Raw genomic sequence first — 24743 nt, 5'->3', positions numbered from 1 at the left:
TCAAGAAATTGTTGTCCAAGGCCTAATTCGTTGCCATCTCGCGCAGCAGCGCCCCGGGGTTCGAATCAAGCAGGAGCCTGGTGTATTCACTGGCGGGATTGTTCAGGACCTGTGCTGCCGCCCCGACCTCGACCAGCCGGCCTTGGCGCATGACTCCCACATCGTGGGAAATGCGTTCGACCACGTGCAGGTCGTGGGAAATAAAGAGGTAGGACAGGCCCTGGTTGACCTGGAGGTCCTCCAGGAGCGCCAGGATCTGCGCCTGGGTCAGGACGTCGAGCGCGGAAAGGGCCTCGTCCAGCACCAGCGTCTTGGCCCCCAGGGCCAGCGCCCGGGCAATGGCCACGCGTTGGCGCTGCCCGCCGGAGAGCTCCTTGGCACCCAATGCGGCCATGCGGCCGGGCAGGTTGACCGCGTCCAGCAGCTCGGCCACCCGGATCTTGCGTTCGGCCTTGCTGCCGACCTTGTAGTTCTCAAGCGGCTCGCTGATGATCCGGGACACCGAGTAGCGCGGGTCCAGGGCCGAATCCGGGTTTTGGTACACCAGCTGCAGGCTGCGCCAGAGTTCGCGCTTGGCGGCCCCGCGCACGTGGGTGACGTCCTGCCCGTGGATCTTCACGGTGCCTGCACTGGGTTCCAACAGCCTCATGATCATCCGCGCGGTCGTGGATTTTCCGGACCCGGATTCACCCACCAGGGAGAAGGTCGTGCCGGGGCGCACCGCGAACGAGACCTCCTCCACGGCCGCGCGTTCGGTTTTCCCGCTGCCGAAGATCTTGCCCAGGCCCGCCACCTCGATGGCCGGGACCTCGATGCCGCGGGCATCGGCGGTGGTTCGTGAATCGTCGCCCGAGGCGGTGGCCTCGGTGAGCAGCATCCGGGTGTACGGGTCTTCGGGCGCCCGCAGGATCTCACGCACCGGGCGGTCCTCGCGGATCCGGCCGTGCTGCATGACCACGATGCGGTCGGCGATGTCCGTGGCCACGGCGAGGTCGTGGGTCACGAAGATGACAGCGGTCCCGAGCTCGCGCGCCAGCTTGGTGAAGACCTCAAGGATCGTCTGCTGGACCGTGACGTCCAGTGCGGAGGTGGGCTCGTCGGCAATCAGCAGTTCGGGCTCCAGCGCGAAGGCGATGGCAATGAGCACCCGCTGCTTCAGCCCGCCCGAAAGCTCGTGCGGGTACTGGCCGATGCGCTGTTCCGGGGTGTCGATCCCAACCAGCTCCAGCAGCCGGATGACTTCGGCGCGCAGCTGCGCCTTGGAGCGCTTGGGGCCCTGCGGGTGCAGGCGGAAGACCTCGGAGATCTGGGATCCCACGGTCTTCACCGGGTCCAGGGAAGCGCCGGGATCCTGCGGGACCATGCCGATGCGCCGGCCGCGGATCGATTCCAGCTCCTTGGCCGCCATGTCGAGGAGGTTTGCGCCGGCCAGGTCGATGTTGCCGTCCAGGATCCTTGCGGATTCGGGAAGCAAGCCGATGATGGCCTTGGACAGGGTGGACTTGCCCGAACCGGATTCGCCGACCAGGGCAACGATTTCCCCGGGCTGGAGTGCGAGGTCGATGTTCTCCGCGGCGATGACTGCTTCGTCGCCGTGGCCGTAGGTGATGCTTAGCCCACGGATATCCAGCAATGCGGGTGCCGAGTCGATGGTGCTCATGCTGTTCTCCTGGCTAGAAACGGAAGATCTTGTGGAGCTGGCGGCCGAGTCCCGCAAGCAGGATGACCACCGCGACGATGACCACGCCCGGAAGGGTCGTGAGCCACCAGGCCGAGGCAAGGTATTGGCGTCCCTCGGCGATGAGCAGGCCCCATTCGGGGGTCGGTGGCGGGGACCCGAACCCCAGGAAGCCGAGCCCGGAGATTGCCAGGATGGCCACCCCGAGGTCCACGGCCAGCAGGGCCAGGACCGGGCCGCAGGAATTGGGCAGGATGTGCTTGAAGACCACCGACCAGTAGGTCCCGCCGTTCATGAACGCGGCCTCCACGTAGTCGAGGCTGCGCACGCGCAGCACCTCCGAGCGGACGACGCGGGCGAAGGACGCGATGGAGGCGATGCCCACGCCGATGCCCAGGGAGATCGGGCCCGGCGCGAAGGCAGTGACGATGATCAGCGAAACCAGGAAGCCCGGAACGGCCAGCAGCACGTCGATCAGGCGCATGGTCACGGCGTCCGCGGCACGTCCCGCGGTGGCGGCCAACAGGCCCAGGCCGGTTCCCACCACGAGCCCGAGGGACACGGCCAGTCCCGCGGTCAGCAGGGTCTGGCTGGTTCCATGGACCACCCGGGCAAACACGTCCCGGCCCAGGTGGTCGGTGCCGAACCAGTGTTCGGCACCGGGTGCCTGGAACTTCTGTGCGGGCACTCCGCTGATGGGGTCGAATCCGCTGAACAGCGCCGGAAACAGCGCCCAGCCCAGGACCATGGCCAGCGGTGCGCAGGTGAGCCAGAAGGCGGGGGAAAGAAGGGCGCCGGCCTTCTTCTTCGGCGCGGCAGCCGCGTCCACCTTGAGGGGTGCAACGGCCGGGACGTTGTCCTGGACCTCGGCCCGGGTCAACGGTTCGTCTAGTTTGATGCTCATGGTGTTCTCCGTTCGTTCCTAGGCCACAAGTGCGCGCGGTGCCCCGTGCGTTCCACTCTTGAGGATCCGCGGATCCAGCAGCGGGTAAAGCAGGTCGACCACCAGGTTCACCACGACGAATGCCGTGGCCGTGAGCAGCACGAGTCCCTGGACCAGGGCAACGTCCTGCGCCGTGACCGACTGCAGCACGACCTGGCCCAGGCCCGAGCGGGCGAACACCGTCTCGGTGATGACGGATCCGGCCAGCAGCGTTCCCACGGTGATCCCGCTGACGGTCATGGCCGGGGCCGCGGCGTTCTTCAGGGTGTGGCGGAAGAAGATCCACGACGGCGAGGCACCCTTGGCGCGCAGCACGTCGATGAACGGCTGGGCGTGCACGTTGTCCACGCTCTTGAGCAGCACCTGGGCGATCGGGGCGGAGACGTGGATGGCCAGCACGAGCACCGGAACGGCGATCGAGGCGAAGGACCCGTCCGGGAACAGCGACATGATTCCCAACTTGATGGACAGCACCTGCAACAGCACCAGGCCCAGCCAGAACACCGGGACCGCAGCGAAGAGCGGCGGCAGGTTGAGCACCACCCGCTTCAGCCACGTGTTGCGTGCCAATGTGGCCGCCGCGACCAGCGCCACCGCGAAGATGACCGCGGTGACGAAGGCGCTGGAGGCCAGCACCAGCGTCGAGCCGACGACGGCGCCGATGCGTTCGCCGACCGGCTGGCCCGAGGCCAGCGAGTATCCGAAGTCCCCGGTGAAGAGGCCGACCAGTTGGCTGAAGTACTGCACGATCAACGGCTGGTCGTAGCCGTACTGCGCCTTCATGGCGGCAATGGTTGCCGGGTCGGCCGCAGCATCGGCTGAAAGGAAAATCGTTACCGGGTCATTGGGCAGCAGCTGCACGGCCAGGAAGACCAAGGTGTAGGCAAGCCAAATGACGAGCAAGGCTTGTCCGATGCGTCGCGCGATGTATGCGGCCATGGTTGGCTACTTTCCGGTCTTCCAGGCGCCCTGGAAGATCGGGGCGGTGCCGGAGGTGAATTCGACGTGTGCGTCGGAGTTGCCGCCGTAGACCTGGACTTCGTCCCACAGGACGAGGGACAGGGCCTTTTCGGTGACCAGCTGGCGCTGTTCCTCGGCGACCAGTTCCTTGTGCTCCGATTCGCTGGTGGCGGCACGTTCCTTGGCGAAGAGTGCGTTGAGCTCGGTGTCGGCGTTCAGCGTCTGGGTGTTGTTGGCCGGCCCGAAGACCGGGCCCAGTCCGCCGTAGGCAAACTGGCGGGTTCCGAAGAACTCGATGTTCTTATCGATCATGGCCGTGGCCAAGAATGTGTTGTCGGCGGCGCGGTTGATGAGCTTGACGCCGATTTCGCGCCACTGCTGCTCGATCAATTCGAAGGCAGGCTTGATGACGACGGAGTTGTTCGAGCTGGTGATGGTGAGTTCCAGCTTCTTGCCGTCCTTCTCGCGGAAACCGTCGGCTCCCACGACCCAGCCTGCCTCGTCGAGCAGGGCCTCGGACTTTTCCGGGTTGTAGGCCAGGTCCGCGGACAGGTCGATGAATCCGGGTGCCGCGTGGTTCAGGACCGAGTCGGCGATGACGTAGCTGTCGGAAAGCACGGTGTCCTTGATGGACTGGCGGTCGATTCCGACCTGGAGCGCTTGGCGCACCTTGGCATCGGCGAGCTTGCCGCTGCTGATGCGCACCGCTGCCATGTTGGTTGTCAGGTCGACGCCCTGGGCCGGAAGGACCTGGTCGCCGCTGCTCTTGAGCGCCTGCTCGTCCACGGGCTGGAGTCCGCGCACCAGGTCGACCTGGCCGGTTTGCACGGCGCCGGCCCGGTGGGCGACCTCGGGCAGGTACTTCACCACGAGCTTGTCCAGGTATGCGGCACCCTGGTTGGGGGCCGTTTCCGGCGCCCACTTGTAGTCGGCGCGCTTGGCGAAGGTGACTTCCTCGTCGGTCTTCTCGGATTCAAAGACGAACGGGCCGGATCCGACGATCTTGGCGATCGCCGACTGTCCGGCGTTGTCCAGCTTCAGCGTTGCCGGGGAAACCAGGCCCGCGGTGACCGAGGAAGTGGCCCGCAGGAAGTTGGCGTCCGCTGCCTTGAGCGTGACCTTGACCTGGTTCTTGCCCACCACTTCGGAGGACTTGTAGGAGGAGAAGTCGACGTTCGGTGCGACCTGCGCGTCCTTGATTCCCAACCCGAGCGCGTCGAGGTTTTCCTTCACGGCCTTGGCATCGAGCGGAGTTCCGTCGGAGAACGTCACGCCGTCCCGGATGGTGAAGGTGATTTCCGTCTGGTCCTTGTTTGCCTCGAAGTCGGAGGCGATCCAGCCCACGAGCTTTCCCGATTCCGTGTCGAAATAGGTCAGGCGGTCCAGCACGCTGTTGAGGACGTTGGACTTCTCGTAGAAGCGTGCGGCCTGGGTCTGCCAGTTGTTGATCGGGGTGACCTCCGCATAGACGAAGGTTCCTCCTTGGACCGGCTTGGTGCTGACCGGGCCGGCCGCGTTGCCCGTTGTCTGGGCTCCGGCCCCGCACGCGCTCAGTGCAAGGGTGGCGACGGAAAGGACCGTAAGGATCTTGACGCTGAGGCTGGCGCGAATACGTCGCTTGGCCGGTGGGTTGGTGTTGCCCATGAGTATTTCCCTCTCGGTTCACCCGAGGAACGCCGCGACATGGCTGGTCCATCGGATACCGCGTGTGGCATGACGGTATTCGGTGGACCGCGCAGAGTTTGGCTATCTCCATCGGTCCTGGCGGTAGCACCGGCTCCCCGTGACGGGAGTGGTTGCTGCGACGTCAACGAGCCAGGTCTCTCAGTCGCTCTGGATGGTGTGTGCCCGCAAGCGGCTGGTTGCCGGCTTCGAACACTTCAAGTGTGTTGCAGGATCTTCGATATGACCAAGGAGATGGACCCCGCGGTGAAACAAACCGACGCAATGGGTCGAGTTTGAGGATAAATCGCTTCACGCAGTGTCACAAGACCGATTGTGAAGCTTCGATTTTCGGCTGCTTGCGTCATCATCGCGTCATATTGATAATGACGCGCTGGACTCGGCGGCACTTCAGCGTCCGGCAAGACGCATTGCCGAGCACAACGGCCGAGTCTGGCAGTCCCCGGCGTCCCCAGGCTTTGCGTCCACGGCCACGGGGAACACCGAAGGATCCGTTCTGGCACCTCAAGGCCGCAAGATGAGCGACCCCGCCTGATCGCAAGGTTTTCCGGCGTTTGCCCAGGACTTTACGCTTAGGCCCCCCGTAATCGTAAAGTCCCATGCTTGGCCACCGCTTACGAGCAGCGGCCCAACGTATGCCAGTGCGCCCCGAACATGGTTGGATCGGTTCATGAAAAGCACGTTGTCGCAGCGCGCCAGGCATCGCAGGTTGCGCGTTCTGGGCATGCTCGCCGGCGGGGTCGCCGCCACGGCACTGACCGGCCTCCTGGGAGCCTGGGTTTATGCTCCGGCTGTTGGCTGGACAGTCGCCGCGCTGATTTATAACGCCTGGGTGTGGATCACCATTGCCCCCATGGACCATGCCCGCACCGCGGCCCACGCACAGGAGGAAGACCCGGGTTTCCAGACCACGGACCTGCTGATCCTCTTCGCGGCCATCGGTTCCCTGGCCGCGGTCGTGATGGTGATGGCCGGCAGCAGGGACCTTGCGGTAGGCGCCAGGTTGCCGTTGGCGCTGTTGGCACTGACCTGCACCGCGATGTCGTGGTTGATGGTCCATACGCTCTACACGCTGCACTACGCCATGATCTATTACGGCGGCACACCCGGCGGCATCGAATTCAACCAGGACGAGCGCCCGCAATACACGGACGTCGCCTACATGGCATTCAGCGTGGGCATGACCTACCAGGTCTCGGACACCAGCATCACCACGCGCGAAATGCGCTCGGCAGTCTTGCGCCACAGCCTGCTGGCTTTCCTTTTTGGCACCGGCATCCTGGCCACCACCATCAACCTGGTGGTCAGCCTGGCGGCTTAAATGACGTGGGGAGGCGACACACCATAGGTGCGCCGCCTCCCCAACCGGCAGGGGCAATCCCTTGCTATTGCCTACTTGACCTCGGCGTTCGAGAACCGGTAGTTTGCCGCGCGGTGCGAGTCCTGCACGCGGTCGCCCTTGCCGAAGAGCTTGTTGCGCAGCGTGCCCTCGACGTATTCGGTCGGGTAGGCGCCTCGGGCCTGCAGCTCGGGAACGATGAACTCCACGATGTCCTCGAAGGTCCCCGGGGTGATGGCGTAGGCCAGGTTGAACCCGTCCACGTCGGTGTCCTCGACCCACTCGATGAGCTTGTCGGCAACCTCGGTCGGCGAGCCGACGGTGATCGGTCCGAAGCCGCCAACGCCCACCCACTCGGCAAGCTGGCGGATCGTCCACGGCTTGCCCGAATCCCCGCTGGCCTGCTGGAACATCGCCACGGAGGACTGGATGGCGTTGGACTTCACGTTGTCGCCGATGACGTCGTCCGGGCCGTAGGTGGACAGGTCGACGCCCATCCACCCGGAGATCAGTGCAAGGGCGCCGTCGATGTCGGCGTAGGACTTGTAGTCCTCGAACTTGGCTTGCGCGGCGGCGGAATCCACGTCCGTGATGATGGTCTGCATGGTGTAGATGCGCACGTCGTGGCGTCCACGGCCGGCCGCCTCGGCGGCGTCGCGGATCTTGGTGACCGTGGCCTTGAGCATGTCCTTGGTGGGGCAGGTGACGAAGACTGCCTCGGCATTTGCCGCGGCGAACTTCATGCCGCGCGAGGAGGTTCCGGCCTGGAAGATCACCGGGGTGCGCTGCGGGCTGGGCTCGGTGATGGCGATGCCCGGAACCTTGAAGTACTTGCCCTCGTGGTTGATGTCGTGGACCTTGGACGGGTCGGTGAAGACGCCGCGCTCGGCGTCGCGAACCACTGCGTCTTCTTCCCAGGAACCCTCGAGCAGCTTGTACACGACCTCGAGGTATTCGTCGGCGTGGTTGTAGCGCTCGTCGTGCTCAAGCTGGTCTGCCTGGCCCATGTTCCGGGCGGCGGAGGGCAGGTAGCCGGTCACCACGTTCCAACCGATGCGGCCCTTGGTCAGGTGGTCCAGGGTCGCCAGGCGGCGGGAGAAAGGATACGGGTGTTCGTAGGAGGTGCTGGCGGTGACGCCGAAGCCGAGGTTCTCGGTCACGGCGGCCATCGCGGAGACAAGCATGAGCGGGTCGTTGACCGGGACCTGGGCGCCGGTGCGCAGCGGCACCTCGTTCGAGCCGCCGAAGACGTCGTAGGTGCCCAGCACATCGGCGATGAAGATGCCGTCGAACTTGCCCTTTTCCAGGGTCTTGGCCAGGTCGGTCCAGTAGGACAGGTCCTTGTAGCTGGCGGACTGGTCCTTGGGGTGCTTCCACAATCCCGGGGACTGGTGTCCGACGCAGTTCATGTCGAAGGCGTTGAAGCGGATCTGGCGGGGGGCGGGCGTCGTGCTCATGTTTGTCCTTCGCGAGGTGTTGGGTGGTGGCGGATCCGGTAGTGCACGGACCAAGTCGTTGGATTGGGGGTGCTGGCGCCTTAGGGGACGCCGGTTGCCTGGGCGGCACCCACGTCGCCAATGGCGTTCAGCTGCTGGGGCGCCGTGCCGTTGACCTCGTAGTCGCCGATGATGCGCGACTTGTAGATCGCCGGGTTGTGGGTGGCCACGGTCCGGGCATTGCGCCAGTGCCGATCGAGGTTGCAGCTCGTGGCGGTTGCCGAGGCTCCCAGACCGTCAAAGAGCTTGGTCGCCGCGGAGAGCGCCAGCGGCTGCACGATGGCCTGGGCACGGTCCGCCGAGAGCTCGCAGACCGCGAACCGCTCGGCCGCGCTCAGCGACGCGTCGGCCAGGGCCACCTCGATCTCCGCGACCGCGGCCAGGACGATGGAGTCCACGGCGAACGCCGTACCGGAAATCTCCCCGACCAGCTGCAGCACCTGCGGTTCCTCGCGCACCGGAACGCCTGTTCCGGTGCTGAAGGATCGGGTGCGGGCCTGGACCGCGGAACGCACGTCGTTGAGTGCCGCGCGCGTGATCCCGGCCTGGACCGCCAGGAGCACCAACTGGAAGATCGCGGATTCAGGATCGTTGATCTGCTGCTCCTCGGGAAGGACCGAGTCCACCGGGACGTTCTCGAACGTGGTCGACCCGGTTCCGGTGAGCTGCTGGCCGAAGCCGTTCCAATCGTCAAAGATCTTGACCCCGGAGTGCTGGGTGGAGACGACGGCGATCTGCCGTCCGGCCCGGGTCGGATGAGCCGCAGCGACGGCGACCCAGTCGGCGTAGATGGTGCCGGTGCAATAGTATTTTTCGCCGTTGAGGATCCAGCGCTCGCCATTCTTGGCAATGGTCGTGTTCAGCGTGCCCAACCGGTTCCCGCCGCGCTCGGTGTAGGCGTTGCCGACGATCTGCCCGGCGGCAATGCGCTCGACCCAGCGGTGCCGCTGGGTGACGTCTTCGAGTTGCAGCACGGATTCCACGAAGCCGATGTGCGAACGCCACAGGTGCGCGACCTGCGAATCGGCCTCGCCCAGTTCGATCAGCAGGCGGAACAAGTCCAGCAGGCTGGCCCCGAAGCCGCCCTCGGCCACCGGGATGCGCAGGGCACCGAAGCGCTCGCGGTTGAGCCAGCCGACAGGCTCGAAGGGAAGGGTCCTGTTCGCGTCGCGCTCGCTGGCCCCGGCAGCGATCTTGGCGAATACCGGGCGGAAGATCGCCGCCAGTTCATCGTAGCGCCCGTCCTTGGGGACTCCGGGGGTGAGCTTGAGCAGGTGCCTGGCAGGGGTGTTACCGGTGAACGCGTCAAGATTGACGGCCCCGAAAATGTCCGGATCCGCTTCGACATTGTGTGCATCGTTGAAAGACTCGACAGCCATGAATTCTCTCCATCGGTTCTGGCGTGAGCACCTACCGCCCAATTAAGGGGAGGGGTTGCTGCGGCGTCATCGAGCCAGATCTCTCGGCCGCTCTGGATGGTTGTTGGTCATATTTCTACACGTCGACGCTGGGCGGTGACAACCCGGATCGTCACACTTGACGGGTGCGTCACACGGCAAAACGCGATTCCCGGGCCGTCGAGGGACGGGAGGAGCACCGGCGCACCGCCATTCCGCCAGCCATTCGTTCGACGGCGGCGGAAACATTGCTGGAGGCGCCGGCACCGAATGCCCCGCATGCCCACTGGCCCGCAAGTGCGCGAGTTCCCGGGGTCTACGCCGATGATCCCGAGTACCGTACCAGTTGCCTGAATCCCCCAAGTCCCACAAGTTGAATGAGTGAAATAGCCGTAATTTTCCGTAGATCATTCGACGTGCGGCCGTTAAATTCCTCCTCGTCGAACATTCCGTCACATTACGTCGGGCTTGCTCCCGTGACGCCACATCGACTTTGATGGAGGTCATACACCCATCCCGAGCGGCCGAGAGATCTGGCTCTATGACGCCGCAGCAACCACCTCTTTGAGACCGGTGCTACCGCCAGGTCCGATGGAGAGATCATGACTTCCACGCTTGACCACCCCACGTTTGTCGCACCGACAAGCGTTTCCAGCACCGCGCTTCGAGTGACATTCCAGGGCGTTGGCCGCAGCTTCGACGGTCGCGAGGTGCTGCGCGACGTCGACCTCGAGGTCACCCCCGGAGAGGTTGTGGCAATCCTCGGCCCCAGCGGCTGCGGCAAGTCCACCTTGCTCCGATCCGTGTCCGGGCTAGACCAGCCATCTGCGGGGCGGGTACTGATCGACGGCACCGCCGTCAACGGACTGGACACCCGCTGTGCGGTGGCCTTCCAGGAGCCGCGCCTGCTGCCATGGCAATCCGTGGCACGGAACATTTCCCTGGGCCTTCCCCAGGGAACCGACCGGGCAAGCGGATCCGCTCGCGTGGCCGAACTCCTCGAACTTGTTGAGCTCGAAGCGCACAGCGATTTGCGCCCGAGGGAAATCTCCGGCGGCATGGCCCAGCGCGCCTCGCTCGCCCGTGCCCTGGCCCGACGCCCCGGCGTCCTCCTCCTGGATGAACCGTTCGGTGCCCTGGATGCATTGACCCGCTTGAAGATGCAGGATCTCCTTCTGGACATCCACGGCGCTTACCCGACCACTGTCTTGCTGGTCACCCACGATGTTGACGAGGCACTCCAGCTGGCCGACCGCATCGTGGTGCTGGGGCGCCCGGACGGTGCAACGGCCGCAACCGTCACCCAGCTCCTCACGGTCCCGGGGGCACGTCCGCGAATCCGCAACGACGAAGCACTTGGCCGAATGCGCAGCTCGCTTCTTGCATCGCTCGGCGTTGACGCACACCGCCACTGATCCGGCACCCAGGCACCGCCACTTCGCTTCACATCACTCGCATCTCTTGAACGACCGTCCTTCTTGGCGTGCGTTCACCCACTCAAGGAATTCACCCATGAACCGAAACTTCTTCTCACGCCGCACCCTCATTGCCACCACCGCCCTGGCGGCTGCAACCGCGTTGCTGACCGGTTGCGCCGGCGAAGGCTCCGGCGCAGCCAGCGCCAAGGAAGCCACGACCCTCAACATCGACTTCGCCACCTACAACCCGTTGTCCCTAGTACTCAAGGACAAGGGATGGTTGGAAGCCGCGCTGAAGGACCAGGGCGTCACCGTCAACTGGGTGCAGTCGGCCGGCTCGAACAAGGCCAACGAAGCGCTTCGCGCGGGGGCAATCGACGTGGGATCCACCGCGGGCTCCGCCGCTCTGCTGGCCCGGTCCAACGGTTCCCCGATCAAGACCATCGACATCTATTCGCAGCCCGAATGGGCCGCCTTGGTCGTTGCCAAGGACTCACCCATCAAGGAAGTAAGCGAGCTCAAGGGCAAGTCGGTCGCCGCCACCAAGGGCACCGATCCTTACTTCTTCTTGCTGCAGGCCCTGGAACAGGCAGGCCTTGGCCCGGACGATGTGACCGTGGAGAACCTCCAGCACGCCGATGGCCGCGCCGCCTTGGAGAACGGTTCCGTGGATGCTTGGAGCGGATTGGACCCGATCATGGCCGGCGCGGAGGAGAACGGCGCCACCTTGATCTACCGCAACCTGGATTTCAACACCTACGGTGCCTTGAACGCGACCGAATCCTTCCTTAAGGATTCGCCGGAAATCGCCCAGGTCGTGGTGGACTCCTACGAAAAGGCCCGCGCATGGGCGGCCGAGAACCAGGAGGAGACCGCGACGATCCTCGCCGACGTGGCGGGGCTGGAAACACCGGTTGCCGAAAAGGTGATCCTCGAGCGCTCCAACCTTGATGTCTCCGCGGTGCCCGGCCAAAAGCTGGTAGACGTCTTGGCTGTCGTTGGACCGATTTTTGTCGAGACCGGCGATGTCGCCAACCAGGCCGCGGTCGACAAGGCCTTGGGTTCGCTCATCGATGATTCCTTCGCCAAGAAGGCCGACGCCTCAAAGGTCAAGGGTTCGTAATGTCGACAGATTTGTCCCTCGACACCAGGGAAGCGACGCCGGCCGACACCTCCAAGCCCCGGATCCCGGGCTCGGCCCTGGGGCGGTTCGGGCTCGGCGCAGTGGTGCCCCTTCTTGTCCTTGCCCTGTGGCAAAGCGCCACCTCCCTCGGCTGGGTCACCTCCGCGCAGCTCCCGTCCCCCGCTTCAGTGTATTCGGCCGCGGTGGACCTGATTGGGCGCGGGGAACTTGGCACACACATCGGCATCTCCACCCAACGCGTCTTGGTGGGCTTCGCCATCGGTGCGGTGCTTGGGCTTGGCTTTGGCGCTTTGGTGGGGCTCTCGCGGCTCGCCGACGCCTTGCTTGGCCCGACCATCGGGGCCTTCCGCGCGGTGCCGTCGTTGGCCTGGGTTCCCCTGCTGATCCTGTGGATGAAGATCGGTGAGGATTCGAAAATCACGCTGATTGCCATCGGAGCCTTCTTCCCGGTGTTCACCACCGTTTACCTGGCGCTGCGCCATGTGGACAAGAACCTGATCGAAGCCGGACGTGCCTTCGGCCTCAAGGGGATCAAGTTGCTGACCACCATCCAGCTTCCGGCCGTGGTTCCTGCAATATTTTCCGGCCTCCGGCTCGCCCTGGCACAAGCATGGCTTTTCCTGGTGGCCGCGGAACTTATCGCATCGTCCATGGGACTTGGCTTCCTGCTCACCGATTCACAGAACAACGGCCGGATCGACAGACTGATCCTGGCGATCATCCTGCTGGCTGTGATCGGCAAGGCCACCGATGCACTGGTGGGCTTGGCCGAACGCTGGGCCGTCAGGCGCTGGGCCTAAAGCCAACCAACCACCCATTTCGAGCGGCCGAGAGTTCTGGCTTGATGACGCCGCAGCAACCACCTCCCACGAGACCGGTGCCACTGCCAGGAGCAATGGAGAAAAACAATGACTGAAACCCTGTACCCCGCTGCCGGCACGACCGACGAAGCAACCTGGACCGAAGACGAACGCCTCGCGTTCTGGGATGCCGCGGCACGGCGCCTGAGCTGGTCCGAGGACTGGCACACCATCCACTCGAGCACCGGTGTCGATGCCGAGGCCCGGCGCGGGCCCGAGCTTCGCTGGTTTGAGGGCGGCAAGCTCAACGCCGCCTACAACTGCGTGGACCGCCACGTGGAAGCCGGGCGCGGCGACAAGGTCGCCCTGCACTTCGAGGGCGAGCCCGGCGACAGGACCACCGTCACCTACCAGGACCTGCAGGACCGGGTGTCCCGGGCCGCGAACGCGCTGCTTTCCCTGGGCGTGGGCAAGGGCGACCGCGTGGTCATCTACCTGCCCGTTCTCGTGGAAACCGTGGTGATCACCCTGGCCTGCGCACGCGTCGGCGCGGTGCACTCGCTGGTCTTCGGCGGCTTTTCCGCCGAGGCGCTGAGATTCCGCGTCGAGGACACCGGCGCGAAGCTGCTGGTCACCACCGATGGGCAGTTCCGCCGCGGCGAGGCCGTGCCGGTCAAGGACAACGCCGATGCCGCGGTTTCCGGGGAGAACAGCATCGAACACGTGCTGGTGCTCCGGCGCACCGGGAACGAGATCGCCTGGGCCGAAGGCCGGGACGTGTGGTGGCACGAGACCGTCGACACGGCGAGCACGGAGCACTCCCCCGAGGCCTTCGACGCCGAGACCCCGTTGTTCATCATGTACACCTCCGGCACCACCGGCCAGCCCAAGGGCCTGGTCCACACCACCGGGGGCTACCTGACGCAGGCCTCCTGGAGCCACGAGTTCCTCTTCTCCCATCCGGACCCCGCGCAGCGGGAAAACGATGTCCACTGGTGCACCGCGGACCTGGCCTGGGTCACCGCGCACACCTACGAGATCTACGGGCCGCTGTCCAACGGCGTCACCCAGGTCATCTACGAGGGCGTGCCCAACGCCCCGCACCCCGGACGCCACTTCGAGATCATCGCCCGCTACGGCGTGACCAGCTACTACACCGCGCCCACGCTGGTGCGCTCGCTGATGGGCTGGTTCCCTGAAGGAATCCCCGCCGACTACGACCTGTCCTCGATCCGGTTGGCTGGAACCGTGGGCGAGGCCGTGAACCCGGAGGCATGGCGCTGGCTGCGCGGCCAGGTGGGGCGCGACACCGAAGCCGGCATTCCGATGGTCGACACCTGGTGGCAGTCCGAAACCGGCTCCACGATCCTTTCCCCGCGGCAGGGGGACACCGCGTTCAAGCCGGGCTGCGGCACCCGGGCGCTGCCCGGCGTAGCCGTTGACATCGTCGACGAACAGGGGGCCGGCGTGGAACCGAATGTGCAGGGCAACATCGTGTTGACCCGGACCGGCCCGGCCATGGCCCGCACCGTCTGGGGAAACCCCGAGCGCTACTACACCTCCTACTGGGAAAAGTACGCACAGCAGGGCTGGTTCCTGGCCGGGGACGGGGCACGCTTCGATGCGGACGGGGACATCTGGATCCTGGGCCGGACCGACGACGTCATCAACATCTCCGGGCACCGGCTTTCGACCATCGAGATCGAATCCGCGCTGGTCACCCACCCGGCGGTCGTCGAGGCGGGGGTCTGCCCGACCAGCGACGCGAAAACCGGCCACGCGGCCACTGCGTTCGTGGTGCCCTTCGACAAGTCGGTGGTGGGAACGGACCTGTCCGGCGAGGCGCTGGCCAGGCAGCAGGCCCTCACCACCGAGCTGCGCAACCACGTGGCAACGCAGATCGGTCCCATCGCCAAGCCGCGAGAGATCGTCTTCGTGCCCGACGTTCCCAAGACCCGCTCGGGCAAGATCATGCGCCGGCTGCTGACCCAGCTCTTCGAGGGCAGCACCCTGGGCGACACCACCAGCCTGCAGAACGAGCCCTGCATCGCTGAGATCAAGGAAATCTGCGAGCGCTAGGACCCCCTTGGCGCACTGCCAAGCGCGCCAAACCGCACGGCTTTCGCCCCCTTCCCGGCATCCTGGGAGGGGGCGATTCACGTGGATGCGGCAGCGACGCCCAACCCCGTAGCGCCGGGCACGCTCGACGGTTAAGCTGGTTGCTGGGCGCTCCAGCCGGTTCCGCCCGCCCGGATTGCATACCGCGATGCGGGATTCCACGAATCATTCCAGTCCGAAACCGCTCCGATCCCGGCCCTGCCGGGTTGGGCGGGAGAAGTTGAGCATGACCAAGCCTGTTGCGCTCGAGCCAGCGCCGCCCGAGGCGTCCCTGCGCATGACACCCCGGCGGACCGCCGCGGCCTGCTCCCATCCGCATGCCAACACCAGCCCCGGCCCTGGTGCCGCGGGCTACAAGCACCCCTCGGTGTCCTGCCCGGCAACAATCCTCCGCCATTCACGGGACAACCATCGACATCGCCGTGTTCGCCTTCAGGAAAGCATCTCGCCTGTGCCTCGCCACGGCATTTCGGCTCCCCCAGCCGACTCATCCCCCTAAGAAGGAAGCCATGTCTGAAACCACGAGCGGCCAGTGCCCCGTATTCGACGCCGGCCGCGCCCACCCCACCTATGCCAACACCAACACCGAGTGGTGGCCGAACAAGCTCAACCTCAAGGTCCTGGCCAAGAACACCCCGGTGTCCAACCCGCTCGCCGCGGATTTCAACTACGCCGAGGCCTTCGAGGCCCTGGACCTGGACGCCGTGAAGGCAGACCTCGCCGAGGCCATGACCAAGTCCTACGACTGGTGGCCGGCCGACTACGGCCACTACGGGCCGCTCTTCGTCCGCATGGCCTGGCATTCCTCCGGCACCTACCGGAGCCACGACGGCCGCGGCGGCGGAGGGTCGGGCCAGCAGCGCTTCGCCCCGTTGAACTCCTGGCCGGACAACGTCAACCTGGACAAGGCCCGCCGCCTGCTCTGGCCGGTGAAGAAGAAGTACGGCCAGTCCATCTCCTGGGCCGACCTGATCATCCTGGCCGGCAACGTGGCCATGGAGACCATGGGATTTGAGACCTTCGGCTTTGCCGGCGGGCGCCCGGACGTCTGGGAAGCCGACGACGACGTGTATTGGGGCCCGGAGAAGGTATGGCTGGACAACGAGCGCTACACCGGGAACCGCGAGCTGGCGGCCCCGCTGGCAGCGGTCCAGATGGGCCTGATCTACGTGAACCCGGAGGGGCCCGACGGCCTGGCCGATCCGCTGGCCGCGGCCATCGACATCCGCGAGACCTTCCGCCGCATGGGCATGAACGACGAGGAGACCGTCGCGCTGATCGCCGGCGGCCACACCTTCGGCAAGACCCACGGCGCCGATGCCGAGTCCCACAAGGGTCCCGCCCCGGAGGCCGCACCGCTCCAGCTGCAGGGCCTGGGCTGGAAGTCCGGCCACGGCACCGGCCACGGGGACGACACCATCGGCTCCGGCCTGGAAGTCACCTGGACCTACCATCCGACCCGCTGGGACAACGAGTACTTCCACATCCTCTTCGGCTACGAGTGGGAAATGTTCTTCTCCCCCGCCGGCGCCCAGCAATGGCGCCCGAAGGACGGTGCGGGCGCCGACCTGGTCCCGATGGCCCACAACCCTTCCCTGCGCCGCGAACCGCGCATGCTCACCACCGACCTGTCCCTGCGCTTCGACCCTGCCTACGGCCCGATCTCGCGGGATTTCAAGGACAACCCGGAGAAGTTTGCCGACGCCTATGCCCGTGCCTGGTTCAAGCTGACCCACCGCGACATGGGCCCGAAGTCCCGCTACCTGGGCAAGGAGGTCCCGGCCGAGGACCTTCCCTGGCAGGACCCGCTGCCGCCCGCCCCGGAAACGACACTGGGGGATACGGAAATCGCGGCGCTGAAGGACATGGTTTCCGCCTCGGGCCTGGGCATCGGGCAGCTGGTCTCCACCGCGTGGAAGGCCGCGGCGACCTTCCGGTCCTCGGACAAGCGCGGAGGAGCCAACGGCGGGCGCATCCGCCTTCAGCCGCAGGTCTCCTGGGCCGTGAACCAGCCCGAGCAGCTCAAACCCGTCATTGCCGTGCTCGAGGGAATCGTTGACCGCTTCAACGCCACCTCGGAGATCAAGACCTCCTTCGCCGACGTGGTGGTGCTGGCGGGCAATGTGGGCATCGAGCAGGCGGCCCGGGCCGCGGGCGCCGAAATCGCCGTCCCGTTCACCCCGGGCCGCGTGGATGCCACCCAGGAACAGACCGATCCGGAACAGTTCGCGTGGCTTGAGCCGGTGGCCGACGCGTTCCGCAACTACGACTCGGGCTTGCTGAAGATGCCCAGCGAGTTCCTGCTGATCGACCGCGCGAACCTGCTGGGCCTCTCGGCCCCGGAGATGGCAGTGCTCCTCGGCGGGTTGCGCGTGCTGGGAAACAACTGGGACGGCTCGGACCTGGGTGTCTTCACCGACACCCCGGGCGTGCTGACCAACGACTTCTTCGTGAACCTCACGGAACTGGGCCTGGAATGGATACCGGACGCCGAGGAGCAGACCTACTCCACCGCCGACGGCCGCTTCAGGGGCAGCCGCGTGGACCTGGTTTTCGGCGCGGACTCCGAGCTGCGCGCCCTGGCCGAGGTGTACGCCTCGGACGACGCGAAGGATAAATTCGTGGGTGACTTCGCCGCCGCATGGGCCAAGCTCATGGACGCCGACCGCTTCGAGTTGCGGAGGTAGCAACCGGCCGAAGCACTGCAGCGGGCCGGTCTTGGGCGGCGTTGTTCGAGCTCGCGGCTAGAGCGAGATCTCCACGTAGCCCATGGCCCCGCGGCGTGTCACGGTGACCTGTCCAACCCCGGCCTCCCGCACCTCGTCGAAGAGCTCGCCGGCTGTGCGCGCCGCCGCGATGTCGCCGTGCGCCTTCAACAGGCCCAGGTAGGCGTTGGACCGCCTCGGGCCCTTGACCAGCGAGGCCAGGAACAGTTTCCCGTGGTCCTCCAGCTGCCGGCCAAGCGCACGGACGGTGGTGGCCACGTCCGGGACCAGGTGCAACAGCCCCAGTCCCAGGATCGTCTCGTAGCGCCGGTCCTGGGGCGGTTCAAGCATGTCCCGGCACTCCAGGGTGATCCGCTCGGGCAGGGTCCCACCGGCCGCCTCGGCGATGGACTGCCGAGCCAGCTCGAGCATCGGCGCGCTCATGTCCACCAGCGTCGTTCTTCGGGCACTGGCCACGTGAAGGGCCCCGGTGGCTTGCGCCGTGCCGACGGCGACCTCCAGCAGCGGGCCGGTTCCCGAGCCGATGGCCCGGGCCGCGAAGGCGGTGTATTGGCGGGGTTCGGCACCCCAGAACACCTGGTTGTACAGCCTGGAGCCGACCATCGCGTCATAGGCACGCGCAAAGCGCGCATAGTATTCGGGGTCCCCGAAAAACGTTTGGTTCATGCACACATGGTGCGCCCGCGGGAGCGGTCTTTTCTAGTGCACGGCCTCGCGGAAATGCTCGCGCAGTTTCTGCACGTCCACGTGCACGGCTTCGCCGTTGCGCATGATGGGGCGCTTGGGGCCCTCGCTGATGGTGTCAAGGGCCAGGCGGATCAGCGTTCCGTGGGCCACCGCGATGATGTTTCGTCCCTCGTGGCGCTGGACCAGTTCGTGCAGCACGGCCAGTCCGCGGGTTGCCACCTTCTCCTCGGGTTCGGCCGACTGCAGCAGCTCATCGATCCTCTCCCGCGGCAGGTCGCGGACGACCTTGCCCTCGGCCTGCCCGTAGCTGCGTTCCTGCAGGCCCTGGAGCTTTTCGGTCAGTGCCAGGCCCAGGTTCTGCCCGATCAGCTCCGCCGTCTCGACGGCACGCCCGAGCGAGGAGGAAACCAGCACGTCCCAGGATCCGGAGCCGAGTTCCCGGCCCGCAACGTGGGCCTGTTCGCGGCCCCGGTCGTTGAGCGGAATATCCGTTTGTCCCTGCAGGCGTCCCTCGGCGTTCCAGGCGGTCTCGCCGTGCCGAACCAAAACCAATGTTGCACTCATGCCTCCAAGCCTACCGGGCGGGGTTTGCCGGCGGGTCCGGGTGCAGGATCTTCGATTTGCCTCCCTGCGTCCGCAACCTAAGCTCACATTCTTTGGCCGGTGGCGGTTTTCTTGCCACAATGGATGGCAGACCACCATCCCGAGCGGCCGAGAGATCTGGTTCAGTGACGCCGCAGCAACCTTCCACACGCCGGTGGACCAGGTGCTACCGCCAGAAACGATGGAGAGCGCGCAAGCAATCTTTGGGAATGTCGGGCCCCGGCCACGGCATCGCCCAGCATTGACCCGGGACACCACGCAAGAAAGCCCCACCCCCCAGGGCACGGCATCCACTGGCAGTGGAAGGCCTTGCCCGCACATGCAAGGAGTCAGCCACCGATCATGGCCGAACATCAATTTGGATTCCGCACGCGCGCACTGCACGCCGGCGGCACCCCGGACGCCGAGCACGGTTCCCGTGCCGTGCCGATCTACCAGACCACCTCGTTTGTCTTCAAGGACTCCGACGACGCCGCGAACCTCTTTGCGCTGCAAAAGTACGGCAACATCTACTCGCGCATCGGCAACCCGACGGTTGCCGCATTCGAGGAACGCATCGCGTCCCTCGAGGGCGGCATCGGCGCGGTGGCCACCGGCTCGGGCATGGCGGCCGAGTTCATCACCTTCGCCGCACTGGCCGGCGCCGGGGACCACATCGTGGCCTCCTCCAAGCTCTACGGCGGCACCATCACCCAGTTGGACGTGACGCTGCGCCGCTTCGGCGTCGAGACGACCTTCATCGACTCCACCGACCCGGCGGAATTCGCCGCGGCGATCCAGGAAAACACCAAGGCGATCTACACCGAGATCGTCGCCAACCCCTCGGGCGACATCGCCGACCTCAAGGGCCTGGCCGAGGTCGCCCACGCCGCGGGCCTGCCGCTGGTGGTCGATTCGACGCTGACCCCGCCGTACCTGCTGCGCCCGATCGAGCACGGCGCCGACATCGTGATCCACTCGGCCACCAAGTTCCTCGGCGGCCACGGCACCACCCTGGGCGGGGTCGTGGTGGAGGCCGGGACCTTCAACTGGGGCAACGGCAAGTTCCCCGCGATGACCGAACCGGTCGCCTCCTACGGAAACGTCTCCTGGTGGGACAACTTCGGCGAGTACGGCTTCCTGACCAAGCTGCGTTCCGAGCAGCTGCGAGACATCGGACCGGCCCTGCCTGCCCAGTCCGCGTTCCAGCTCCTGCAGGGCGTCGAGACCCTGCCCCAGCGCATGGATTCGCACCTTTCCAATGCCAAGGCCGTGGCCGAATGGCTGGACGCCGATGAGCGCATCTCCTACGTGAACTACGCCGGGCTGGAATCCCACCCGCACTTTGAGCGCGCCAAGGAGCTGCTGCCCCTGGGCGTCGGCTCGGTGTTCAGCTTCGGAGTCAAGGGCGGCCGCGCCGCCGGCACCGCCTTTATCGAGGCGTTGCAGCTGGCCAGCCACCTGGCCAACATCGGCGACGTGCGCACCCTGGTGCTGCACCCCGCCTCCACCACCCACCAGCAGCTAAGCACCGAGCAGCTGGCTGCCGCCGGCGTGCCGGAGGACCTGATCCGCTTCTCGGTGGGCCTCGAGGACCTCGAGGACATCCTCTGGGACCTGGACCAGGCGCTGACCGCCTCGCAGCAGGTGGCCCAGGCCCCGGCCGGGGAAACCTACGACGGGGCTGCCTGCTCCATCGACGCCGCCCGCGCGGCCGCCGTGACGGGAGCCAAGTAATGACCGCCACCGACATCCGCACCTGGGACGGCCCGAATGCGGCCGAACGCCTGGAGATCCTGCGCAACACCAAGTCGATCGCGATCGTGGGCGCCTCCAACAAGCCCTCACGCGCCAGCTACTTCGTGGCGACCTACCTGCTGTCCTCTTCCAAGTACAAGGTCTACTTCGTGAACCCGGTGCTCGATGAGATCCTGGGCCAGCCGGTCTACAAGTCACTGGCGGACCTGCCTGAGACCCCGGATTTGGTCGAGGTCTTCCGCAAGCACGACGATTTGCCCGGCGTGCTGGACGAGTCGATCGCCGTCGGGGCCAAGACGCTGTGGCTGCAGCTGGGCTCCTGGCACGAGGAGGTCGCGGCGAAGGCCGAGGCCAATGGCCTGGACGTGGTGATGGACCGCTGCGTGAAGATCGAGCACGCCCGCTTCCACGGCGGGTTGCGCCTGGCAGGGTTCAACACCGGCGTCATCTCCTCAAAGCGACAGCTGCTCGCCTAGCAAAACCGCCCAAGCACCGCATTCGGCGGCACCCGTCCACGGATGGGTGCCGCCGATTGCGGTTTTAAGGACCACACGCAGGGGCACCGACGATTCCCTCTCAGGCAGCTCGCCGGACTTGGTGCCTGGGCGTCCGCCTGGCCAGGCCGCGAGTTTCACCAAGATGCCCGGTGCATGGTGCGCCTCGGCTCGCTGGCCCCCTGGTCCGGTTCAGGATGCGAAAGTCCGCAACCGGTGGGTTCACAGCTCCCACGGGTTGAGGAGGGCTACACCCGTGCGCAGGAAATCCTGGGTATTGCGGGTGACGAGGGTCAGGCCGTGGGCCAGGGCGGTGGCTGCAATGAGGGCGTCCATGTCCGGCATCGGATCGGGCACATGCAGTCTCGCGCATTCCACGGCCACACCGGCGTCAACGGGCAATATCCGGCCGGCGAAGATGGTCAGCACATGACCGTCGAGCCATCGCCAGGATTGTGCTCCAGCGGCAGGGTCCGCTCGTGCCCTGCGCCGGACGCTCACCTCAAGTTCCATGAGGGTGATGGAGCTGATCGCCAGCTCACCGACCGGCCGGGCCGCAACCCATCCGTCAACGGGTGTTGCGGCCCCCCGCCGGGCATCACTGACGATGTGGGTGTCGAGCAGGTATTTCACAGCTCGGGCACGCGCAGGGACGATCCGACGCGTGGCGGCAGAACCAGTTCAACGGCTTCGGGTTCCGGCGACCGCAAGCGGGTTCCTACAAGATCGGCCTGACCGGAAAGGCGCTCGTAGTCGGCTGCAGTCAGCAGCACATGTGACGGCTTGCCATGGTCGGTGATCGTCACGGGCCCCTTCTCCGCCGCGCGTTTGGCGGCCGAAACATCCCGAATCAAGATACCCGGCCCTCCATGTTCATGTGGCCCTGGTGGCCACGTATCGTCGTGGAGCGCCGAACCGGGAGGCCCCCGGCAGGTGCAGGAGGGTCACGAAGCGGGTGGGGTGGTTTTGGTGCGGGACCAACGGCATCCACTGGTGGAAAAAACCCTGTTCATCCATTGGCTCACGGCCCTCCGACAGTTTGGCTTTCAGGGTTGGTGAGGTCGCCGAAAGGGGAGTCTTCCCGGTCGCGCAGGCGGAGCCCCGCCGGCCGCCCTTCGGCAGTACATCCTGGACCAAAAGTTACCGGAATGAGCCACACGGCGACGCACGGCTCCCGGCCCTGAAGGGCCGGGATTCCGCGCTCACCGATCCTCGTTGAATTCTCGGTCGGTGATTGATGTCGTCACCACCACTGCCTCGGACCGCGCCCGCAGTAGGTACATTCCGGTGCTCTGCCCGTTTTCGTTGCACCGGCCGACTCCGGCCGCGGTCCACGCGATGGAGGTCCGCGCCTGGCTGGCGGGTTCATCGCGGTGCATGGAGCCGGTTCCATCCCTTCGGGATGCACCCGCGCTGCACACCATGGCCCGGGGGGAAATTCGCTGCCCCGGGCCTCGGCCGCCACAGGGCACCACGTCAGCGCAGCCCCGGCAGGTCCTCGCGGGCCATGACCATCGAGAAGTTCCACAGCTTGCGCTCGCTGCCGTCTCCGGACCCGGCGATGCTCCGCTCCTTGGTCCGGCGAACCAGTTCCAGCACGCCTTCCTCGAGCTCTTCGGCTTCCCGGGCACTGAGCATCAGGCTGGAGATGTCCAGCATGGCGCGGGCATCGGGCTCGGCGCTGGTGGCGTACTTGGCTCCCCAGTCGACCACGGCCCGCAGTTGCCTGATCTGGTCTTCGGCTTCCTGCCCCAGGTAGGCCTGCAGCGCCATGGCGTCCTCGGTCGCGCTTGGCTGTTTCGGCGAGCCCACGCTCAGCCCCCCGGGCACCGCGCGCCAGACCCGGTCGCGCTTGTCGCGGGCCAGTTCCGGGGCGTCCTCGATGATGCGCGCCTCCGCCAGCACCCGAAGGTGGAAGCTCAGCGAGTTCGCCGGCACGCCCAAGCGCACGGCCAGGTCGGTGGCGCGGGCGGCCTGCACGGCGGAAAGCTCGGCAAGGATGCGGCGGCGCAAGGGGTTGGCCATGGCCTTGAGCATGGGCGTGGTCATCGTGGTGCGCTCAGGCTGCGTGGCCTCCGGTTCCGGGTTGCTCATGAATCCAAGTGTAGCTAACCCACAAAATTAGTTGCACAATTATTATTGCGCAATTAAGTTTGCGGGCTTACCGTGGGTTGCATGGAGAACATCATTCGGCAGCGCGCCCTCCCCCTGTGGCGCGACCGGCAGTACCTGTTGTGGCTCGGTTCCGACACGGGCTCGGCGTTGGGCATGGCCCTGCAATCGTTCACCGTCCCGTTGGTGGCGCTGGTGGCGACCGGATCGCCCGCGCAGGCGGGGCTGATTGCCGCCCTGGGCCAGCTGGCGCGGGTGGTGTGCACGCTGCCCGGCGGCGTGCTGGCCGACCGCCGGGACCGGCGCAAGCTCATGGTGATCGGCGGCGTACTGGGAGCCGCCGGCAGCATCGGGTTGTGCCTGGCCGTCGTCGTCGGCGGCCTGGGCTTCTGGAGCCTGCTGGTGCTGCACCTGTTCATGTCGGTGCGCAACGGCGTCTTTGGCTCGGCCTCGGATGCGGCGCTCAAGGACCTGGTGCCGGAGTCGCGGCTGGCCTCCGCCTTGGCTGCGAACCAGGGCCGCGATGCGGTGATCTCGCTGGCGGGCGGACCCTTGGGCGGCCTGCTGCTATCGGTGTCCCAGACCCTGGCCTTTGGGGCCATGGGCGCCGCGCATGCGGTGGCGGCGCTGAGCGCCCGCTGCATCGACTCCCCCGCAGCCCCGCGGGCCCCCGACGCCCGAACCACGGCAGCCCCGGGGTCGCACGATGGAGACAATGGACCCGGGGCGTTCCGCAGCTACCTCGCCGAGGGAACCGCGGGAATGGCGTGGCTGCTGCGGCGCCGGGATTTGCGCGGCATCCTGCTGATTTCCACCTTGCTGAACCTGGGCATCAATGCATCGATCATCTCCGTCATTTTTGCCTTGCAGCAGCGCGGGGAACCTGCCACCACCATTGGCTGGGTCTCGGCCAGCATGGGCGCCGGGATGTTGCTGGGGAGCCTGCCGGCCGCCGCCCTGCTCAAGCGCCTGCCCACCGGGCTCGCGGTGTGCACCGGGCTGTTGGTGATGGCCTGCGCCATGGCCCTGCTGCCATTCACCCAGTCGCCCATCTTGGTCTCGGTGCTCTTTGGCATCTCGATCTTCGGCGCACCCACCATCAATGCCGGGCTGGGCGGTTACTTCATGTCCGCGGTGCCCACCGAGCTGCTGGGACGGGCCACCAGCGCTTCGGCCTTGCTGGGCATGGCCGCGGTGCCATTGGCGCCGCTGATTGCCGGGTTCGGCTACCCTGCCTGGGGATGGGCGGGCCTGCTGTGCTTTTGCGCGGGGATCTGCGTGTTCGCCACCGTCCTCGCCGTGGCGAACCGGTCCCTGCGCACCCTGCCCGTCCAGGCAGACTGGGCAGGGCACGCGGAAACACACGCGGATCGCGGCACCAACGCCCCGGCCGCGGGGCGCTAGCGTT

20 protein-coding genes and 4 riboswitches are annotated in these 24743 nt (G+C 66.3%); of the genes, 9 read left to right on the top strand and 11 right to left on the bottom strand.

Features of this window, described 5'->3' with window-relative positions; translation table 11 throughout:
* Nucleotides 1-22: 22 nt before the first annotated feature.
* The 4 genes from BLJ79_RS10415 to BLJ79_RS10400 are packed head-to-tail and all read right to left on the bottom strand — an operon-like array spanning nucleotide 23 to nucleotide 5225.
* Nucleotides 23-1660: a dipeptide ABC transporter ATP-binding protein gene (locus BLJ79_RS10415; RefSeq protein ID WP_071214679.1), complete on the bottom strand. Its 1638-nt coding sequence runs from the start codon at nucleotides 1658-1660 to the stop codon at nucleotides 23-25.
* Between the two features lie 13 nt (nucleotides 1661-1673).
* Nucleotides 1674-2582, bottom strand: coding sequence for an ABC transporter permease (locus BLJ79_RS10410; protein WP_139194820.1), 909 nt, complete (start codon nucleotides 2580-2582; stop codon nucleotides 1674-1676).
* Nucleotides 2583-2600: 18 nt separating this feature from the next.
* Nucleotides 2601-3560, bottom strand: a complete 960-nt coding sequence (locus BLJ79_RS10405; RefSeq protein WP_071214678.1) for an ABC transporter permease — start codon at nucleotides 3558-3560, stop codon at nucleotides 2601-2603.
* Nucleotides 3561-3566: 6 nt separating this feature from the next.
* The gene (locus BLJ79_RS10400; protein WP_071214677.1) at nucleotides 3567-5225 is read right to left on the bottom strand and encodes an ABC transporter substrate-binding protein; all 1659 of its coding nucleotides are present in this window, start codon (nucleotides 5223-5225) and stop codon (nucleotides 3567-3569) included.
* 105 nt (nucleotides 5226-5330) lie between these two features.
* Nucleotides 5331-5425: riboswitch (SAM riboswitch) on the bottom strand.
* A 509-nt stretch (nucleotides 5426-5934) separates the two neighbouring features.
* Between BLJ79_RS10400 and BLJ79_RS10395 the strand changes: the two genes are divergently transcribed.
* Nucleotides 5935-6585, top strand: a complete 651-nt coding sequence (locus BLJ79_RS10395) for a DUF1345 domain-containing protein (protein ID WP_071214676.1) — start codon at nucleotides 5935-5937, stop codon at nucleotides 6583-6585.
* 71 nt (nucleotides 6586-6656) lie between these two features.
* Here BLJ79_RS10395 and BLJ79_RS10390 read toward each other — a convergent pair whose 3' ends face one another.
* Nucleotides 6657-8060, bottom strand: coding sequence for an LLM class flavin-dependent oxidoreductase (locus BLJ79_RS10390; RefSeq protein ID WP_071214675.1), 1404 nt, complete (start codon nucleotides 8058-8060; stop codon nucleotides 6657-6659).
* Between the two features lie 80 nt (nucleotides 8061-8140).
* Nucleotides 8141-9478 (bottom strand): acyl-CoA dehydrogenase family protein, encoded by a 1338-nt coding sequence (locus tag BLJ79_RS10385; protein ID WP_071214674.1) that lies wholly within the window; start codon nucleotides 9476-9478, stop codon nucleotides 8141-8143.
* 6 nt (nucleotides 9479-9484) lie between these two features.
* Nucleotides 9485-9581: riboswitch (SAM riboswitch) on the bottom strand.
* A 423-nt stretch (nucleotides 9582-10004) separates the two neighbouring features.
* Nucleotides 10005-10094, top strand: a riboswitch (SAM riboswitch).
* A gap of 4 nt (nucleotides 10095-10098) precedes the next feature.
* Here BLJ79_RS10385 and BLJ79_RS10380 point away from each other — a divergent pair.
* The 5 genes from BLJ79_RS10380 to katG all read left to right on the top strand — a co-directional run bounded on the left by BLJ79_RS10380 (nucleotide 10099) and on the right by katG (nucleotide 17663).
* Nucleotides 10099-10911, top strand: a complete 813-nt coding sequence (locus BLJ79_RS10380; protein ID WP_071214673.1) for an ABC transporter ATP-binding protein — start codon at nucleotides 10099-10101, stop codon at nucleotides 10909-10911.
* 97 nt (nucleotides 10912-11008) lie between these two features.
* A complete protein-coding gene (locus BLJ79_RS10375) occupies nucleotides 11009-12037 on the top strand; it encodes an aliphatic sulfonate ABC transporter substrate-binding protein (protein WP_071214672.1) in 1029 nt (342 codons plus the stop codon).
* Entirely contained in the window at nucleotides 12037-12858 is an 822-nt protein-coding gene (locus tag BLJ79_RS10370; protein ID WP_139194819.1) for an ABC transporter permease, read from the top strand. Before BLJ79_RS10375 ends, BLJ79_RS10370 begins: the two co-directional genes overlap by 1 nt.
* Nucleotides 12859-12966: 108 nt before the next feature.
* On the top strand, nucleotides 12967-14937 hold the full coding sequence (acs, locus tag BLJ79_RS10365) for an acetate--CoA ligase (RefSeq protein WP_071214671.1): 1971 nt from the start codon (nucleotides 12967-12969) through the stop codon (nucleotides 14935-14937).
* Between the two features lie 548 nt (nucleotides 14938-15485).
* Nucleotides 15486-17663 (top strand): catalase/peroxidase HPI, encoded by a 2178-nt coding sequence (gene katG, locus BLJ79_RS10360; protein WP_071214670.1) that lies wholly within the window; start codon nucleotides 15486-15488, stop codon nucleotides 17661-17663.
* Between the two features lie 57 nt (nucleotides 17664-17720).
* Here katG and BLJ79_RS10355 read toward each other — a convergent pair whose 3' ends face one another.
* Complete coding sequence (locus tag BLJ79_RS10355; protein WP_071214669.1) at nucleotides 17721-18368, bottom strand: class I SAM-dependent methyltransferase; 648 nt, start codon at nucleotides 18366-18368, stop codon at nucleotides 17721-17723.
* Nucleotides 18369-18401: 33 nt separating this feature from the next.
* Nucleotides 18402-18953 carry a histidine phosphatase family protein gene (locus tag BLJ79_RS10350; RefSeq protein WP_071214668.1) on the bottom strand — a complete coding sequence of 184 codons (552 nt, stop codon included), beginning with the start codon at nucleotides 18951-18953 and terminating at the stop codon, nucleotides 18402-18404.
* A gap of 131 nt (nucleotides 18954-19084) precedes the next feature.
* A riboswitch (SAM riboswitch) is annotated at nucleotides 19085-19180 on the top strand.
* 154 nt (nucleotides 19181-19334) lie between these two features.
* Between BLJ79_RS10350 and BLJ79_RS10345 the strand changes: the two genes are divergently transcribed.
* A complete protein-coding gene (locus tag BLJ79_RS10345) occupies nucleotides 19335-20708 on the top strand; it encodes an O-acetylhomoserine aminocarboxypropyltransferase/cysteine synthase family protein (protein ID WP_071214667.1) in 1374 nt (457 codons plus the stop codon).
* A complete protein-coding gene (locus BLJ79_RS10340; protein WP_071214666.1) occupies nucleotides 20708-21205 on the top strand; it encodes a CoA-binding protein in 498 nt (165 codons plus the stop codon). Before BLJ79_RS10345 ends, BLJ79_RS10340 begins: the two co-directional genes overlap by 1 nt.
* A gap of 240 nt (nucleotides 21206-21445) precedes the next feature.
* Here the strand turns inward: BLJ79_RS10340 and BLJ79_RS10335 are convergent, their stop codons facing one another.
* The 3 genes from BLJ79_RS10335 to BLJ79_RS10325 all read right to left on the bottom strand — a co-directional run bounded on the left by BLJ79_RS10335 (nucleotide 21446) and on the right by BLJ79_RS10325 (nucleotide 23317).
* The gene (locus BLJ79_RS10335; RefSeq protein WP_071214665.1) at nucleotides 21446-21856 is read right to left on the bottom strand and encodes a type II toxin-antitoxin system VapC family toxin; all 411 of its coding nucleotides are present in this window, start codon (nucleotides 21854-21856) and stop codon (nucleotides 21446-21448) included.
* Nucleotides 21853-22077, bottom strand: coding sequence for a type II toxin-antitoxin system prevent-host-death family antitoxin (locus tag BLJ79_RS10330; protein WP_286135341.1), 225 nt, complete (start codon nucleotides 22075-22077; stop codon nucleotides 21853-21855). The genes BLJ79_RS10335 and BLJ79_RS10330 overlap by 4 nt, the downstream gene beginning before the upstream one ends.
* A gap of 622 nt (nucleotides 22078-22699) precedes the next feature.
* On the bottom strand, nucleotides 22700-23317 hold the full coding sequence (locus BLJ79_RS10325) for an ArsR/SmtB family transcription factor (RefSeq protein ID WP_071214663.1): 618 nt from the start codon (nucleotides 23315-23317) through the stop codon (nucleotides 22700-22702).
* Nucleotides 23318-23398: 81 nt separating this feature from the next.
* Here BLJ79_RS10325 and BLJ79_RS10320 point away from each other — a divergent pair, with 81 nt between their 5' ends.
* Nucleotides 23399-24739 carry an MFS transporter gene (locus BLJ79_RS10320; RefSeq protein WP_071214662.1) on the top strand — a complete coding sequence of 447 codons (1341 nt, stop codon included), beginning with the start codon at nucleotides 23399-23401 and terminating at the stop codon, nucleotides 24737-24739.
* Nucleotides 24740-24743: the final 4 nt, after the last annotated feature.

This window comes from Arthrobacter sp. UCD-GKA, assembly GCF_001863355.1.
Classification (GTDB): Bacteria; Actinomycetota; Actinomycetes; order Actinomycetales; family Micrococcaceae; genus Paeniglutamicibacter.
This window is presented reverse-complemented; position numbering and strand designations above follow the sequence as displayed.